General features: G+C 67.5%; 12 protein-coding genes. 1 reads left to right on the top strand and 11 read right to left on the bottom strand.

Translation table 11 applies throughout. The features are described from left to right. Nucleotides 1-104 precede the first annotated feature (104 nt). The 9 genes from KBI44_05195 to KBI44_05155 form a co-directional block, all read right to left on the bottom strand. Nucleotides 105-470 (bottom strand): DsrE family protein, encoded by a 366-nt coding sequence (locus KBI44_05195; GenBank protein MBP9143863.1) that lies wholly within the window; start codon nt 468-470, stop codon nt 105-107. Beyond that, complete coding sequence (locus tag KBI44_05190; protein ID MBP9143862.1) at nt 467-1,081, bottom strand: sulfurtransferase TusA family protein; 615 nt, start codon at nt 1,079-1,081, stop codon at nt 467-469. Before KBI44_05190 ends, KBI44_05195 begins: the two co-directional genes overlap by 4 nt. A 268-nt stretch (nt 1,082-1,349) precedes the next feature. Continuing rightward, nucleotides 1,350-3,245, bottom strand: a complete 1,896-nt coding sequence (locus KBI44_05185) for a hypothetical protein (protein ID MBP9143861.1) — start codon at nt 3,243-3,245, stop codon at nt 1,350-1,352. Then, nucleotides 3,226-4,446 carry a hypothetical protein gene (locus tag KBI44_05180; protein ID MBP9143860.1) on the bottom strand — a complete coding sequence of 407 codons (1,221 nt, stop codon included), beginning with the start codon at nt 4,444-4,446 and terminating at the stop codon, nt 3,226-3,228. Before KBI44_05180 ends, KBI44_05185 begins: the two co-directional genes overlap by 20 nt. A 10-nt stretch (nt 4,447-4,456) precedes the next feature. Continuing rightward, a complete protein-coding gene (locus KBI44_05175; protein ID MBP9143859.1) occupies nt 4,457-6,520 on the bottom strand; it encodes a hypothetical protein in 2,064 nt (687 codons plus the stop codon). Next, a complete protein-coding gene (locus tag KBI44_05170) occupies nt 6,517-7,134 on the bottom strand; it encodes a hypothetical protein (GenBank protein MBP9143858.1) in 618 nt (205 codons plus the stop codon). Before KBI44_05170 ends, KBI44_05175 begins: the two co-directional genes overlap by 4 nt. Nucleotides 7,135-7,159: 25 nt before the next feature. After that, the gene (locus KBI44_05165; protein MBP9143857.1) at nt 7,160-8,491 is read right to left on the bottom strand and encodes a hypothetical protein; all 1,332 of its coding nucleotides are present in this window, start codon (nt 8,489-8,491) and stop codon (nt 7,160-7,162) included. 172 nt (nt 8,492-8,663) lie between these two features. Next, on the bottom strand, nt 8,664-9,500 hold the full coding sequence (locus KBI44_05160; GenBank protein MBP9143856.1) for a hypothetical protein: 837 nt from the start codon (nt 9,498-9,500) through the stop codon (nt 8,664-8,666). A 103-nt stretch (nt 9,501-9,603) separates the two neighbouring features. Continuing rightward, nucleotides 9,604-13,104: a carboxypeptidase regulatory-like domain-containing protein gene (locus tag KBI44_05155; protein ID MBP9143855.1), complete on the bottom strand. Its 3,501-nt coding sequence runs from the start codon at nt 13,102-13,104 to the stop codon at nt 9,604-9,606. Nucleotides 13,105-13,536: 432 nt separating this feature from the next. Here KBI44_05155 and KBI44_05150 point away from each other — a divergent pair, with 432 nt between their 5' ends. Beyond that, the gene (locus tag KBI44_05150) at nt 13,537-14,034 is read left to right on the top strand and encodes an Ig-like domain-containing protein (GenBank protein ID MBP9143854.1); all 498 of its coding nucleotides are present in this window, start codon (nt 13,537-13,539) and stop codon (nt 14,032-14,034) included. On the opposite strand, the gene KBI44_05145 is transcribed toward KBI44_05150, so the two are convergent. Both KBI44_05145 and KBI44_05140 read right to left on the bottom strand, forming a co-directional pair. Next, nucleotides 13,994-14,437 (bottom strand): hypothetical protein, encoded by a 444-nt coding sequence (locus KBI44_05145; GenBank protein ID MBP9143853.1) that lies wholly within the window; start codon nt 14,435-14,437, stop codon nt 13,994-13,996. The genes KBI44_05150 and KBI44_05145 overlap by 41 nt on opposite strands. A 116-nt stretch (nt 14,438-14,553) precedes the next feature. After that, nucleotides 14,554-15,431: sigma-54-dependent Fis family transcriptional regulator (locus tag KBI44_05140; GenBank protein MBP9143852.1), on the bottom strand; the 878-nt coding region annotated here is incomplete at its 5' end.

Below are 15,431 nucleotides of genomic sequence, written 5' to 3'. Positions count from 1 at the left end.
GACTCTCCCCAACTTCGCCAAGTTCACGCGCGCCCACGACCACCGGCGCTTGCGGGCGAGCCTGAGAGAAGGCCCCGAGCCTGCCGGGCGGACCTGGGCCCCGATCAGGCGAAGGCGATCGGGGTGGCGCCGGCGGCGATCGTCTCGACGATCTTCGCCGCGCCGACGATCTTCACGCCCTCGGCGAGGTGTTCCTCACCGATGCCGCGCGGCTTGGTGCAGGCACCGCAGAGCCAGACCTGGCCGCCGTTGCCGAGGAATTCGCGCAGCAGGTCGGCGAGCTGCGGCAGGCCGGGTGAGGCCACGCCAGCGGCGCCGCCGCTCGTGCCGAGCCGGACCGCTTCCACCGTGCAGACCACGATCGCCTCGATTCCGGCAGTGGCCGCGACGTTGGCGGCGACGAAGGGCAGGGTGGCGCGCTCCGGATTCTCGGCGCCATGAGTACAGTTGAAGAGCATGCGCTGGCTCATTTCGTTCGCTCCACGACAATGATCACTTCGCCCCCGGCATGGGAGTCGATGACGAGCACCTTCTGCCCGAGCATCCGTGCCAGCGCGGGCAGGTCCTCGCGCGCGGCCGGGTCGCGGGTCGCGACCTCGAGCCGATGCCCGAGGGGAATCTGTTCCAGCCGCGCGCGGAACTCGCGCGGCAGGCCGGTGCCGCAGCCGAGGTCGCCGGCGTCGAAGCGATGGACCTCACCCTCTGCGGGTGCGGCGCCGGCGGGACGGAAGCCGGAGCAGAGCAGATCGAGTGTTGCGAAGCGCTCCCCGTCGAGGTCTCCGCAGAGGACCTGCTCGACGACCAGCGGCTCGCCCTTGCGCTGCAGCCGCAGGCGATAGCGCACTTGCGTCCGGTCGCCGATCGCGCCGGCCTCGCAGGCGACGAGCTCGAGTGCCTCCTTGTCGCCGAACCAGCGCGCGAAGGCCCCGGCCGCTTCCGCGGCCGATTCGACCGCCACGGCCTCTCCCGGCGCCAGCGCCCGAAAGCGGACCGCCGGGTCGAGAGCCGCCGCGAGTCCGGCGAAGTCCTTCGCGAGCAGCGCCGCGAGAAAGGCGGCGGCGGCCTTGGGTTCCGTGAGCATGCGGGCGCAGCCTCCGGTCGAAGGCGAAAAATCTAGCAGACTTCACGGCGGGTGACAGGGGGCGCTCCGGCGCTCGGGATCCAAAGTGGGCGACCACGCCTCAAATAGGAGCCCGCTTTGGATCCCGAGTGCCAGAGTGCCCAACGAGCGACGTCTGCCGGCGAGCCTGCGAAGACGCCGCGCGACAGGGGACACATAGCGGCTGCGACGGACGCTGGTCGTCGCGACCACGGAGCGGCCGCAATGTGTCCCCAGGAGCGGGTCCGGGTCAGGGATAGGCGGTCTGCAGGTGGTTGACGCCGTGGCAGGTCAGGGTGCAGGTGCCCGACCGCGAGCCGGTGTCCTTGAAGGCGGGGAAGTTGGCGCCTTCGACCGGCGCGACGATCTGGGTGTCGAAGTTGATCAGGTGGGTGTGGTCGCCGGAGGGGTTGAAGGCCTCGTTGCCGCCCACGGCGACGCCGTGCGGATCGTGGCAGGCCGAGCAGGGGGCGCCGGCGGCCAGATGCCCGCTGTGACCGCCGCCCGAAGGCGTGGTGCGGAAGGCGCGGGTCCTAAAGCTCTCGTCGGCGAGGATGCTGGTGCGCTCGTGGCAGCGATAGCAGAGGGCGTAGCTCTCGTAGCTTTCGCCGGTGCCGTCGATCGTCTCGTAACGCTCCTTCAGGATCGGCGCGAAGTCCGACCCGTGTGGCCCGCGCGAGCCGCCCTCGTCGTCGGCATGGCAGGAGGTGCAGCCGATCTGGTCGGAGGGCGTGAGGCGTGGCTCGAGCGCCGACGGAATGCTCGGCACGTCGGTGCCGCGACCCATCTCGACCACCGGATGAAACGACGGGTTGCCGGCGTCGAAGTCGAGCCGTGTGTTCGTGCTCCCGACGACGCGCGGGATGTACTCCGCGTCCGGCGTGTTGTCGCCGTGGCAGCGGAAGCAGATCTCGTATTCGTAGGTCGCGGTCGCGACCTCGGCGCCATTGCGGTCGACGCCCGGTACCCCGCGCGTCGCGCCCGAGACGTACGGCAGCTCCGCCTGCTGATCGTTCGCCATGTGCGGATTGTGGCAGTCGGCGCAGCCGACACTCGTCAAGTCGGTGCGCGCCCCGACGCCGCGGCCGCGCGGCAGCCCCGAGGGCAGCCGCGCCGATTCCGGGTGGGCCGAGAACTTCCCGACCTGGCCGGCGATGTCCGCTCGTCCGGCCCCGGCCCCGACGGCCATCCCTCCCATGCCCGCCCTGCGTCCAGCACCGGCGACTCCGGCGGGCGCGCCGGCGAGATGCGGCGGGTCGGTCGGATCCGCGCTGTGGCAGCTGGTGCAGCTGAACGGGGCCGGTGGAGCGTCCGAGAAGATCAGCAGCTGCTCGGCGGTGGCCGCGAAGTGCGGCGTGTGACAGGACTCGCAGCCCCAGTCGCGGAGCTCGTCGTAGTCCGGCCAGCTCCGTGGCGGCCGCGGCAGGATGCTGCCCACCGATTCGGAAGAGGTCGCGTGCGCCGAGCTCGCCCAGTCGGTCATCTGGTGGCAGGTGATGCAGAGCGCCGATCCGCGGTTGTCCTTGACCAGGAAACGGCCGAACTCGTCGTTGTGCGGGTCGTGGCAGGTCGAGCAGTGGAGCTCGTCGCCGTTGCCGAAGGTGAGCTCGTCCGGCGGCAGCGGCTGAAGCTCGAGGTTGGGCAGCGACGCGCTGTAGGAGAACGAGACCGGATGGTGCCCCGAGAGATCGAGGCCGAAATCCGAGAGGCTCCCCGGCGGCAGGTTGTCGCTGCCGCTCATCGCGATGCCGCCGGGCGGATTGAGCACGGCCCCCATGGCGACGGTGCCGTCGTGGCAGGTCAGACAGAGCTTGGTCGGACCGGAGGGCTGCGGGAGGACGCCGGCCCCGAGTGTCGGGCTGGCGTAGACCGTGTAAGCCTGCGGTTCGATCTCGCGGTTCCACAGCGGAGAGTCGGGCGCAGCGTTGTGCGGCGTGTGACAGAAGATGCAGATGCGGGTCTCGCCCTGGGCGGTGATCGGACCCGGGCCGGTCACCGAAAGATTGTGCTTGGTGTCCTGCATCCCGCCGACGGTCTGGGCGGGGAGGGGAGGTGTGCCTTGCATCCCCGCGAGCCCCGCGAAGCCGCAGGCCAGCAGAAGCAGCGCGACGCGGCGCGGACGCCGTTCAGGAGCCGCTGGCGACATAACCCTCCTGGAGGCGGAAGACCTGCACCCTCCGATTGTAGGTGTCGGCGACGTAGAGCTCGCCCTCCGGGCTCACGAAGACTCCCGAAGGGAGCCAGAACTCGCCCGGCCCGGTCCCGCGGCGGCCGAGCGTGAGGAGGAACTCCCCCGCCCGGTCGAACAGCTGCACGTTGTCGAAGATGCCGTCGGCGACGTAGAGCACGCCGTCGCGGTCCGCGGCCAGACCCTTGGGCATCGCGAGATCGCCCGAGCCATCGCCGTGCCGGCCGAAGACGCCGAGCGGTTTGCCGCTTTCGTCGAAGGCGCTGATCCGGAAGTTGAGCGTGTCGGTGACGTAGAGGACGCCACCCTCCGGGGAGCTCGCACGAAAGATGTGGGTCGGAAAGTTGAAGCTCTCGACGCCCTCACCGCGTCCGCCGAAAGCGAGCTCGAAACTACCGTCGGTGCGCAGCCCGACGACGCGGTGCGCGAGGGTATCGACGACGTAGAGCAGGCGCCTCTCCGGGCTGAAGGCGAGGCCGGTGGGTCGCTGCCACGGAGTCTCGCCGGAACTCCGGCTGACCCAGAGGAGCCCGCCCTCGGCGTCGAAGCCGAAGACCTTGCCCGAAGAGTCGGTGAGAAAGAGCTGCGAGCGGTCGTCGAACGCCAGCCCGATCGGCGAGACGATCGGCTCCGCGGCGCTCCCGGTGAGCTGGACATAGCGTCCGGATTCTTCCGGACGCTTTCGAGACGACATCCCGGATTCTTCCGGACGCTTTCGAGACGACGGCCCGGACTCTTCCGGGCGCTTGCCGGTCGAACCTCCGGCTGTCCCCCTGGCCTTGCCCCCCTCCGGCAGGTAGAGATGCACACAGCGCCGCCCCATATCGGCGACCGCGATCCGGCCATCGGGTGCCACCGCGACCGCGACCGGCAGGACGAAGGCGTGGAGGTCGGCACTCTCTTTTCCGACCACCAGGGCGCGCAGCGACCGGCCGGCGCTCCCCCGGGGAGTGAAGCCGGTGAGCGAGCGCAGGAAGGTGACCTTCGCCGGGTTGGGGGGGACCGGCCACTGCAACGTCACCTGCGACGGCTCGACGCGCGGCGCGAAGCTCGTGCTGCCGCAGCCGGCGAGGAGCGCGAGCAGGGCGCCCGCGCCCGCCAGGGCGAGTACGAGAAAGACTCTCGAGCCAACGGAGAAAGCTGCGCGGAGGCGTTTCATCGCGGCCAGCCTAGAACAGGTCGCGGCGCAACCGCAGGTAGTAGAGCGTGCGGGTGCGGTCGCTGATCGCGATGCCGCCGCCCTCCGCTTGGGAGGAGAAGATCGAGGCACCGGCGGAGAAGTCGGTGCGCCCGACCTTCCAGGAAAGGGTGGCGTGGAAGGACTCGGAGCGCGAGTCGTAGAGGCTGTGGGTTTCGGAGTAGGAGCCGCCGACGGTAAACAGGAGTTTTCGCCGGAAGAGCTTTTGCTGAATGTCGAGCGCCGCGAGGTCGGTCGTCTGAACAGCGGCCAAGCCGACCAGCTCTGGCGCGCTCGAGCGTCCTTCCGGGTAGTCCCAGCGGCGATGCGAAACGCTGGCATTGAGGCGAGTCGACCGGGAGAGCGCGCCCGTGTAGCGCAGCTCCCCCAGCCACAAGGTGTAAGGACTGGTATCCCATTCGACGTCGCGGTACTCGCCGCGGGCCCGCAAGCCGCCGGACTGGAACTGAAGGCCAGCCGTCGTGGTCCTGGAATCGGGGATGGCGCCGGGGTAGGTGCCGGATTGTACTTCGGAGCTTACGGTCGAATAGCTCGCGTAGGGGGTCAGCCGATCGTCGAACAGCGACAGGCTGCCGCTCACACTGCGGTACTCCGACCCGATGCCGAAGCCGCCTTCTTCGAGCGAGTAAGTAACCGAGAAATCGTAGCTTCCCGGGAGCGGGAACTGCGAGGGCAGGGACAGGATATCGATCTCGAGTGCGTTGACCCGGGTGGAGACGAGATAGTGCAGCCCCTCGGCAAGCTGAATGCTCTCGAAGGGTGAGACCGGGGAGCGGACAAAGAGGACGATCGAAGCTGGATCGACGTTCTCCTGCAAGAGCGCGAGCGAGCCTGGGACGGCGACGGCGGGGTGAGGTTCGCCTACGACGTCGGTGCGGCCAGAGCTCTCGGTGTCGCTTCGGCCCACGTTCGCGCCGAGGAGGAGCCGGCCCCGTGGTACGGCCTTGTCGTAGGAGAAGGCGAGTTGATGTGCGGTCGATCGACTGGTGCCGCCGAACGACTCCTGTTCGCTGCGGGTGAAGATGTAGCTACTGGTGAGACTCTCGTAGAGCTGGTGCGAAAGCAGCGCCGAAAGGTCTCGCGAGAGGTTGGAGCGCTCACCCCTCTGGAGTGGACCGGCGCCGGGGTAGCGGCTGTCGCTGTCTTGGTAGCGCCACGTGAGCTCGCCTCGAAAGCTGGCCGGCAGCTCGATATTGAAGCGTTCCTGCCAGAGGAACTGAGCACTCTGGTAGCGCCCCGAAACGCGGTCCTCCTGCTCGAAGTCTGTCTGGCTCAGGCTCGAGCTCAGCCGGTAGCGCCCCAGGGCGATGAAGTTCCCCAGCGCGGCTTCCGTTGTGCTGCCTTCGAGCCCGGTGCTGCGGTCGAAGCGCGAGGGGTTGAAGGCCGCTGTCACCGAGAGGTGGTCACCCCCGTCGTAGTGCCTGAAGTATTCGCCGTTGACTCCCAGACGCTGTACGCCGGAACGGAGCTCGCCCGTGGTCAGCGTTTCGTCGCTGTAGCGCGCGTGCAAGAAGTAGGGCTTTCGGCGGTAGCGGAAGTCGGCCCCCTGGCTGGTAGCGATGCTGTTCTCACGGGCGGGAAAGCGCTCGGTGAAAAGCGGTTCGTAGCGTCGTGCGAAAAGGTCCAGATTGTACGAGTGCTCCGGCAGCAGGTGAAGGCTGAAGTCGTACTCGAACCCGTCATCCGGCCGCCACTCGTCCGAGGGTGCGAGTGAGGTGTCGTAGCGCTCCTGCGACACCAGGCCCGTGACCGCAGCGCGAAAGAGCAAGAAGCGCGGATGATAGACGTAGCCGTTTGAGAAGAGGGTCAACTTCTCTTTGAAGAAGGTGTCGGTCCAGCGATAAGCCCGGTCGGCGCGCAGGTTCGCGTCCTCTTCGAAAAGGCCCTGGACCTCGAGATAGGCGCCATTGTCGAGTGTCCGCGGCAGAAAATCGGTCCAGTCGGCGAAAAGCAGACCCCCCTGGACGAAAGCAACAACGCCAGCCGCGAAAGCTGCGGCCCGCCGAGTTCGCCTTGAAGGGCCCCGGGGAATCACTTCGTGTCTCGTAGCAGGAACTTGCGGTCGGACATATGGGCATCGTGGCAGTCGGTGCAGTCCTCGGCGTCGCCGGCGTGGCTGTCGCCGCTCGTGCCGCCGGCCGGCGGCAGGGCGGAGAGGCTGGCGCGGTCATGGCAATCGAGGCAGAAGCCGTCGGAAGCGGAAACGAGGAGGAAGCGGTTCGGCGAGCGATGTGGATCATGGCAGACCGTGCAGCCTCCCGAAGCGAGCGGGCCATGGACATAGGCCTGAGTCTCTCCGAGCTCGTGGCACCCGATGCACAGCTGATCGATGGGCGCCACCAGGGCGTTCGTCGCCTTGGAATCATGGCAGCTGTCGCAGAGCTTGGCGGCGTAGGGCCCGTGCTCGCCCGGGCGAACGAGCTGCCGACCGATATTGACTTCGATTTCGGGAGAGGCCGAGACGACGACGGCGGGGTCTGGGACGCCGTCGAAGAAGAAACTCAGGACCCGATGGTGCTTCCTGTTGCTGCAGCCGGCAAGGAGCAGTGCCGCGATCGCCAGTGCGGCGATCCCGGCCAAAGCCGCGGCAGCCGGCCGCAGGGCGGCGAGCTTCGCCCCCCTGAAGCGGGCCTGCGAGTTCTGCCTCATTCCGAGCGCCCTCGTCGGCGAAGAATCAGAGGGTCTCCCTCTTCTCAGGGAGCTTCGCTTCGCTGACTGGCGCATCCCTCGGCGGCGTGTCCGTCCCCGGAGCCTCGCTCGAGGGAGTCTCGTCCTTCGGCTTCTCGCGCTCCATCTTCTCGAGCTCTCTCCGGCGCTTCTCGTCGATCTGCTGCCGCAGCTCTTCCTCGGTCGGGTAGTGCCTCCCCTTCGCGCTCCCGAAGCCGTAGATGCTCAGCTTGCGCTCGCCGAACTGACTGGTGACCAGGACCAGATACTCGACCTCGAACTCGGGCGCGGCATAGGAACGAAACAGGCCGACGTTCCGCTCGTCGATGGCGACCTTGGCCGGCAGCATGAGCCCGCCGGGGCCCAGTCCGGCGTCGCCGAAAAACATGAGCACGCGCCCTTCGGGACTGAAGATCTGGACATTGTTGAAGGCCGCGTCCACGGCGTACAGACGCCCCTCACGGTCGATCGCGGTGCCTTTCGGCCTGGCAAAATGCCCCGGGCTGTCGCCGGCCTTACCGATCGTCGACTGGAAGTGCCCGTCGCGGTCGAACTTCACCACCTGAAAGCGTCCGATGTCGGTGACGTAGAGGTTGCCCTTCGAGTCGAAAGCGACGTTGGTTGGGCGGTCGAGCCGCTCGGACGGCTCGCCCTTGTCGCCGATCGACTTCAGCAGCTCGCCAGAGAGCTTGTCGAAGACCTTGACCAGGCCGTTGGCGTTGTCGGCGACGTAGAGCCAGTCGCCGAACGGCACGGCATCGACCGGCTTCCAGGACCCGGGTTCGCCGATCGCCCGCAAGTAGCCGTCGTCTTTGTCGAAGACCACCACCTGGCCGCGCACCGGGTCGGAGATGTACTTGGTGCCGTCGGCCTCGATGCTGATGTTGACCGGCTGGGAGAGCTTGCCCGGCCCGACCGCTCCGGCCATGGACGAGAACTGCTTCTTCTCGAGGTCGAGGACGATTACCGTCGTGTTGGTGTCACAGACGTAGATCTTGCCGTCGTACATGGCGACGCCGTAGGGCTTGTCGAGCTCGAGGTTCAGCTTCTCGCCGACCACGAAGCGGTCGAAGCCGCTCTGCTCCTCGATGTCCTTCAGACCGTTGAAGGAGGTGAGGAACTGGAGGCGAGGAAGCGCGGGCGCCGGGGGGAAGTAGATTGCCGGCTCGCGCTTGACCGGCTGCGTAGCGCAGCCCGAGAGAATCAGGACCGCCAGTGTGAGAAGCGGTACCAAGGTCCGCTTGATTGTCTCGGCGCAGCGTGTCGTTGCAGAAAGCAGCGAGCGTGTCGTCATCGATCCGTTCCAGTTGCCGGGGTCGAGTGTTCCGGGGTCCGGCACGAAGCGATCCTATGGCAGTGCCATCGCCGGTGGTGCCACCCGCCGGTATGGGTCCGGGTCGCGTTCGGGTGAGGTGCACCAGACGCTCGCGACCCGCCGCGAGAGGCCGGCGGAAGAAAACAAAAGGGGCCCGGTCTCCCGGGCCCCGAGTAGTGCATCCGACGCCTTCAGGTTACGGCAGCGGCGCGGTGTAGGTGCCCTTCGCGTGGCAGGTCAGGCAGAGCTCGGAGTTGACGTCGCTCCGCCAGAGGAGGCTCTCACCGGTGTTGCCGGTGTTGTGCACCGAGTGACAGGAGGCGCACTCGAGCTGCGAGTTGTAGAGATGGTCACGCACGGAGGAGGTCGTGGTGAACATCGCGGTGTCGGGATTGCGGATCTCGGTGTCGACGGCGTAGACGGCGTCGTAGTCGAAGCCGATCGGGTGGTGGTTCTGCATGTTGTTGTCGAGACCGATCGTGTAGCCCGCGCCGATGAACTTGTTGCCAGTGCTGCGCGAGGTTACCGGCTGGGAGGTGTTGCCGTAGGCGTTCACCGCCACGCTGCCGTCATGGCAGCTCATGCAGAGGAGCGAGACGCTGCCCATCTCCATGCCGCCGTTCATGATCGCCTGGGAGGCCTTCGGGCCGGTCAACGGGGCGCCGGGACCGTTCCAGTACATGTTGTAGACGAAGTTTCCGGTGAGCTCATGGTTCCACAACGGCAGGTAGTCGAAGGCGTCCGGAGCCACCGGACCGCTGCCGCCCGGAGCGCCGAGGTTCGCGGGGCTGAGGCGATAAGTGTTGTGGGGTGCGTGGCAGAAGATGCAGATCCGGTTAAGGGGGGTCGCGGAGCTGCCCATGTCGATCGGGTTCGCGGTGTAGTTCATCCCGTTGTGTACGGTTCCGAGATCGTGCACGGTGCCGTTGATGCCGGAGCCGGGCGCCGGGGGAGTGCCGACATAAGCGCTCACGGAAGTGGCGAGACAGAGCCCGAGGACGAGAGCGAGCGATACGGTTGCGATCTTTCTCATGATGCCTCCAGTGACTTCGTTGGTTCGCATGGTGTTCACGTTGCTTTTCTGATCGTGGAAGAGGAGGGCAGGCGGCCGGAGCCGCCTGCCGCCCTCGGTTCGTCTATTGGGCTGACTGGAAGTTCAGTCCGGAACCGCTCGGGCCGACCGTCCAGTTGTAGAACTGACCAGGGAACGTCAGGCCGGTCTTCACCACCGTCACGTTGTAGGTGCCGGGCTTCAGGTTGGTCACCGTGTAGTTGCCCAACGAGTTGGTGAACACGGTGCGGACCGTCGTCGCCCCCTTCTTGATGGTCACGGTGGCGCTCGCGACCGGCGCGTTGTTGAGCCGGCGGACGTTGCCACTGATCGTGAAGTAGGTGAGGGGTATCGGCCCGCAGGTCCGGAAATTAGCTTGGCCCGTGGTGTCGTACGCCGTGTGCTTGATGGTGACGCCCGCGGAGGCGTTCAGATAGCTGCGGGTGAGGGTGGCTCCGGCGGTGCCTCTCGAAAGCGCGCCGCCGTCGCCCCAGTTCACCGTCACCTGCGTCACGCCGTTGTCGTCCGTCGAACCGTCGACCAGCGTGCCGACCCAGGTGTTCGGGTTGATGATGCTGGCGCAGTCCGTGCCGCCGGCAACCGGCGGAGCGTCCACCGCGAAGGTGCGGACCTTCTTGCTGACCGAGCCCTCATTGACGCCGTACTCGTGGACCGTCAGCGTGACGCTGTAGGTCCCGGCGGCAGCGTAGGTGTGCGAGGCCGTGACTCCGGAGCCGTCCGGCGTGGCATCGCCCCAGCTCCACTCGAAGGCATCGCAGTTCGCGATGTCGCCGCTGCAGGTGGAGAACGAAGCGTTGACGTTCACCTCGAGGGTGTTGGCCGGCGTCAGGGTGTAGCCGAAGGTGGCGTAGGGCTTGTCGTTGTGGATCCCCTTCGCCAGGACGGCCAGCTCCGCCTTGGTCATGTAGCCGCCACCATTCTTTACGGGGTTCTGCTCGACCACTGCGTTGGTGACCGTCTTGGTCGCAGTGCCCGCCAGGGTGACGACGTTGCCAGCGACCGAGACGACGTAGGTCGAGAAGTCGTCGTTGAGCTTGGCGTGACCCGGAGCGTCGTCGTAGTACGGCGAGCCGGCGCCCTTGATCTCGATCCGCTGCTCGCCCGTGAAGAGCGCGCCGTTCGGAACGGTGAGGAGCTTCGAGCCGGCGGTGATGCTGCCGGTGGTGACGACGTTCGCGATACCGCCACCGTGGCACTTGCCGCAGGCGGCGTCGAGATCGACCCAGACGGCGGCAGCGTAGTCGCCGTCAGGAGCGGTGTTGGCGTTGGCGGTTCCGGTCATCGAAGCCGTCGGCCGGGTCTTGTAAGCCGGGTCGACGTTGATCCGGAAGAGATGCTCACCTTCCGGCATATGGCAGCTGACGCAGGCTTCCATCGGATCGTGGGCCATGTCCTCCATCGGCGTGCCCTCACCGAGGGGGTGCATGATGGTGCCCAGATCCTTGGCATGGCACTCGGTGCACTCTTCGCGGAACGGGCTGTCGCCCGTCACGATGCTGGTGTGGACCTCATGGCAGCCGGTGCAGCCGTTGCCGGTGCCCGCGGCCTCGCCCTCGGTCATGTAGAAGCTCTTGTACTCACCGGTCATCGCGTAGTTGAACTTGCCGGTGGGGATCTGGGCGAAGGTGCCCGTGAACTTGGCGTGCGGGCTGTTCAGGAACTGGTTGGCATGCGGATGCGAGAGGAACGGCACCGTGCCGTGGTACGGACCGACCTTGAGGGCCGTGGCCGGGTTGGTGGCGTCGTATGGCAGACCGCCGGTCTCCTGGCGATGGCAGTTCATGCACAGGTTGGTGATGATCTGACCGCGGTTGCTGTTGTTGCCGGTCCAGTGGCCGCCGGCATCTTCGCAGCGGATGACGTCGGTCGCGTAGGCGAACTGCCCACCGAGGGTGTTGCATTCGGCCCGCGTGAGGACGTTCGTCGGATCGTTGCAGACGCCTTCGATGCTGCACTTCGAGAACGTCCAGCTGCCTCCGGCCACCTGGCAGGAGCCCTGCGAGCCGTTCAGGCGAAGCGACTGACCCGAGCCGCAGGTCTGCGTCGGAGGCGCGCCGGCGGGAGGCGTTCCCGACGTGCACCAGCCCTGAGTCCACGAGAAACCGTTCGTCGTGCAGGCCGTCTGGTCGGCGTTGAAGCGTGCGTTGCTGCAGAAGGGGGCGGCGGTCCAGACGTTGCCGGGTGTCGCTTCGCAGAGCGTCTGGGTCGTGCCGGCGGTGACCGTGCAGATGGCCGGCGTCGGGTTCACGCTACAGGCGGTCAGCCAGAGACCGGCGTTCGCCGTGCATTCGAACTCGCGCGTGAAGCGCGGGTCGGTGCAGGTGCCGCTGATGTCCGGAACCGTCAGGTTGTTGTGGTGCGTCGCCATTCCGGCCGGCGCGTTGTAGCGCGGCGGAACCTCCGCTGGTACGACCGGGTTGCCGAGATCGACGGCCGAGTTGTGGCAGCGGGTGCAGGTGATGCCGAAGAGATCCCAGGAGGCCATCTTGGTGTTGTAGGGGGCGCCGGGGGCCAGGTTCACCTGACCGTCGATCGCGTCGGCCACACCGTCCCAGGTGATACCGGGGAACGAAGCCTCAGGCTCCTTGCCGGTCTGCAGCACCGTGTCGGCCGTCCAGCCGGTGGTGTGGCAGCGCGCGCAGGAGTAGGAGACCTTCGGCTTGTCCGGGGTCGCGGTGGTGTCAGCGACGTCGTGGTACACGGCGCGCGGATAGGCAGAGAGCCAGTCGGCGTAGATCCAGTAGAGGCCGCGCGGGTTCGGCGTCACCGTGCCGATGTCGACCGTGCCGTTGGCCCAGTTGAAGTCCTGACCGCTGTCGGTGCCGGGATAGATCGTCGGATCCCAGACGCCGCCGGCGAGGAAGCAGCCCTCTTCGGTGGTCTGGGTCGGGAAGCCGGTGCAGGCGAACGGCGGGCCGCCCCAGGGCATCGGCGGCGTCACCTTGCGCGACATGTTCTTGTGGCCCTGGTAGAGGGTCTCCTGCGTGTCGCGGACGCGCGGGCCGTTGTACTGCGTGCGGCCGTTGTGGCAGCGCAGGCACTGGTCACCGGCGCTGTTGCCGGTGAGAAGGTTCGGCGTATAGACGGTGCGCGCCGGCATGATCCAGTTGCCGATGCAGGTGCCGGTCGTGACCCAGGTGCCCTGATGCATGGCGCAGACGACGTTGTTGCGGTCGTCGTCCATCATGACGACCGAGCAAACGCCCGTGCCGGCGTTCCACTTGCGATCGATGGCGGCTTCGCAGGCGGCCTGATTGGTGTTGATCAGGTCGTTGCAAACGCCGCCCGTCGTCCAGGAGCCGAGCGCCGTCGTGCAGGCGGTGGAGTTGGCGGCGACGATGCGCAGCGCGACGCAGTCGGGCCGCGTCGGCTGGTTGACAGCGTCGACGGAACAGCTGCCCTGCGCCGGAAGGTCCCAGCCGCCTTCAGTGTTCGGAATCGCACCGTCGTCGAGGTAACGGACCTGGGCGCCGGCCATGCCGGTTCCCAGGAGCATGAGAGCTGTGAGAGCGAGCACCGTACAGAGTGCGGTGTTCTCGAGAATCCTTTTCGCAAATTGGTTCATGTCGTTCGCTCCTCCTGCGAGTTCGTGGGTACTCGTGCGTTGCTTCACGACTTCCCTAAGAGCAAGGGCCGTGCCTCATGAAGTGGGCATTCGCGGAGCGCATTCGGGCAATCCGGAGTGGGGGTGCGCGCCCCACCCGATTGGATGGCGAGCCTCCTACCCGGCGTTCGCGCGCGGCGAGCTCGCGGCTCTTGCGGTTCGCGAGACCGGACCCCGGCGAGGGCGACAGGAGCGCAGTCGGCGCCCGTCGAAGGGCTCGGTGGGGCTTCTGGATTCGGGGTGGGGAGGGTGGCGACGCGGGGTCCGAAGCGGCGCGCGTGAGGGTCGCCGCTCTCGCTGGCCGACTGTGGGAAATTCCCCAGCACTGGGGAAATTCACCCACCCACTCCATCGTGTAGGAGAGGCGCTGGGGAGCCGAAGTAGAATCCCGCTGTGCTCACGTCAAAGACCCGTTTCCGGCGACCTTCCTGCGCCGTTCTGCTGGCGCTTTTTTCGGTCGTTGCCGCCGGTTGCGGCGGCGAGTCGTCGACGCCGAAACTCTCGGTGACGACGACACCGCAGGCCGCGAATACTCCGGGCCTCCACACCGGTCCACCGCACGTGATCGCGTTCGATCCGCCGCTCGGCGCGACCAACGTCGATCCGGCGCGCACCACGCTCTCGGTGACCTTCGATCGCGTGATGGACCGCGAGGGCTGGGCCTGGGTGATCGAGGACAAGGCGACCGCGCCCGACATCGGCGAATCGACCTGGGACGGCGAGGTGCGCACCAACTCGGCGCCGGTACGCCTCGAGCCGGGAAAGACCTACGTGGTGTGGATCAACTCGCCGCAGTACTCGTACTTCAAGGACACCCTCGGCGAGATCGCGACGCCGGTGCGCTGGACCTTCACGACTCGCGCTGCAGCGGCTCCCGCAGCGGGCAGCTGAGCGCCGCCTCGCTCTTCGCACTCCCGATACCACTCTTCCGGCAGCACGCCTCGGCCAGGAGCGCCTCGAGCGCCGCGTGCAGCTCGCTCCTCGCCGCCGGCTTGTGCAGGAAGGCCGCGTAGCCATCGGCGGCATCGAGCCCGATGGCGCGAGCATCGACATCGAGGCAGGTCTCGTAGAGCACCGGAATCGGCGGCGCGTGCGTGGCGCAACGATGCTGGAACTCGCCCCACGGCAGCTGCGCCGGAGGGAGACTGACGACGGCGGCATCGAGCGGTTCGCTGGCCAGAATCTGCTCGGCCTCGTGCAGGTCCTGGGCGGACAAGACCTCCAGTCCGTCGGGGAACTCGTGACGGACCAGCCACTGCAGAATCAGACTCTGATCGAGCACCAACAGACGCACAGGTTCACCCCTCGGGGAGAGACACTGTGCAAGGGCTGTTCCACGAAATCGCGGCGTCGACGCTGGCACCGTACGATCGCGGGCCGGCCGCCCGGTGTCGCGAAGCGCCGGGCGGACTACCCGCCGACCGGCTCGCCGAACTTCTTCAGGCGGTGGCGCAGCTGGTCGCGGGTCACGCCCAGGAGCTCCGCGGCGCGAGTCTGGTTGTCGCCGGCGGCGCGCATGGCGCGCGCCACCATCTCGCGCTCCATCTCCTCGAGCGGCACGATCCCCTCGGGCATCCCCGGGGCGCCCGATCCCGGCGCAGGGGTCGCTGCGCTGCCCGCAGCCGCCTCGGCGCCGCCGTTCGGCCCCCAGTCGAGGATCAGCGAGCGGCGGGAGATCTGCGCACCGCGCTCGAGCACCATGGCGCGCTCGACGACGTTTCGGAGCTCGCGCACGTTGCCCGGCCAGCGGTAGGCGAGCAGGAGGTTCTCCGACTCGCGGTCGAAGCCGTCGAAGCGCCGGCCGAGCTTGGGTTGCAGGGTGGCGAGGAAGTGCCGGGCGAGCGGCAGGATGTCCTCGGGGCGCTCGGCGAGCGCCACGACATAGATCGGGAAGACGTTCAGACGGTAGAACAGGTCGTTGCGGAAGCTCTTGTCGCGCACCATCCCCTGCAGGTCGCGGTTGGTGAGCGCGATGACCCGCACGTCGGCGGTGATCTCACGCGTCCCGCCCACCCGCCGGAAGCGGCGCTCTTCGAGGAAATGCAGGAGCTTCGCCTGCAGGTCGAGGCGGAGCTCGCCGATCTCGTCCAGCACCACCGTGCCGCCTTCGGCGAGCTCGAAGACGCCGCGCTTGGTGCTCTTGGCGTCGGTGAACGCGCCTTTCTCGTGACCGAAGAGCTCGCTCTCGAGAAGGTTCTCCGGAATCGTCGCGCAGGAGACCTCGATGAACGGCCGCGAGCGTCGCGGCGAGGCCGAGTGGATGTAGCGCGCCACGACGTTCTTGCCCG

This window comes from Thermoanaerobaculia bacterium (genome assembly GCA_018057705.1).
Taxonomy (GTDB): Bacteria; Acidobacteriota; Thermoanaerobaculia; order Multivoradales; family JAGPDF01; genus JAGPDF01.
This window is presented reverse-complemented; position numbering and strand designations above follow the sequence as displayed.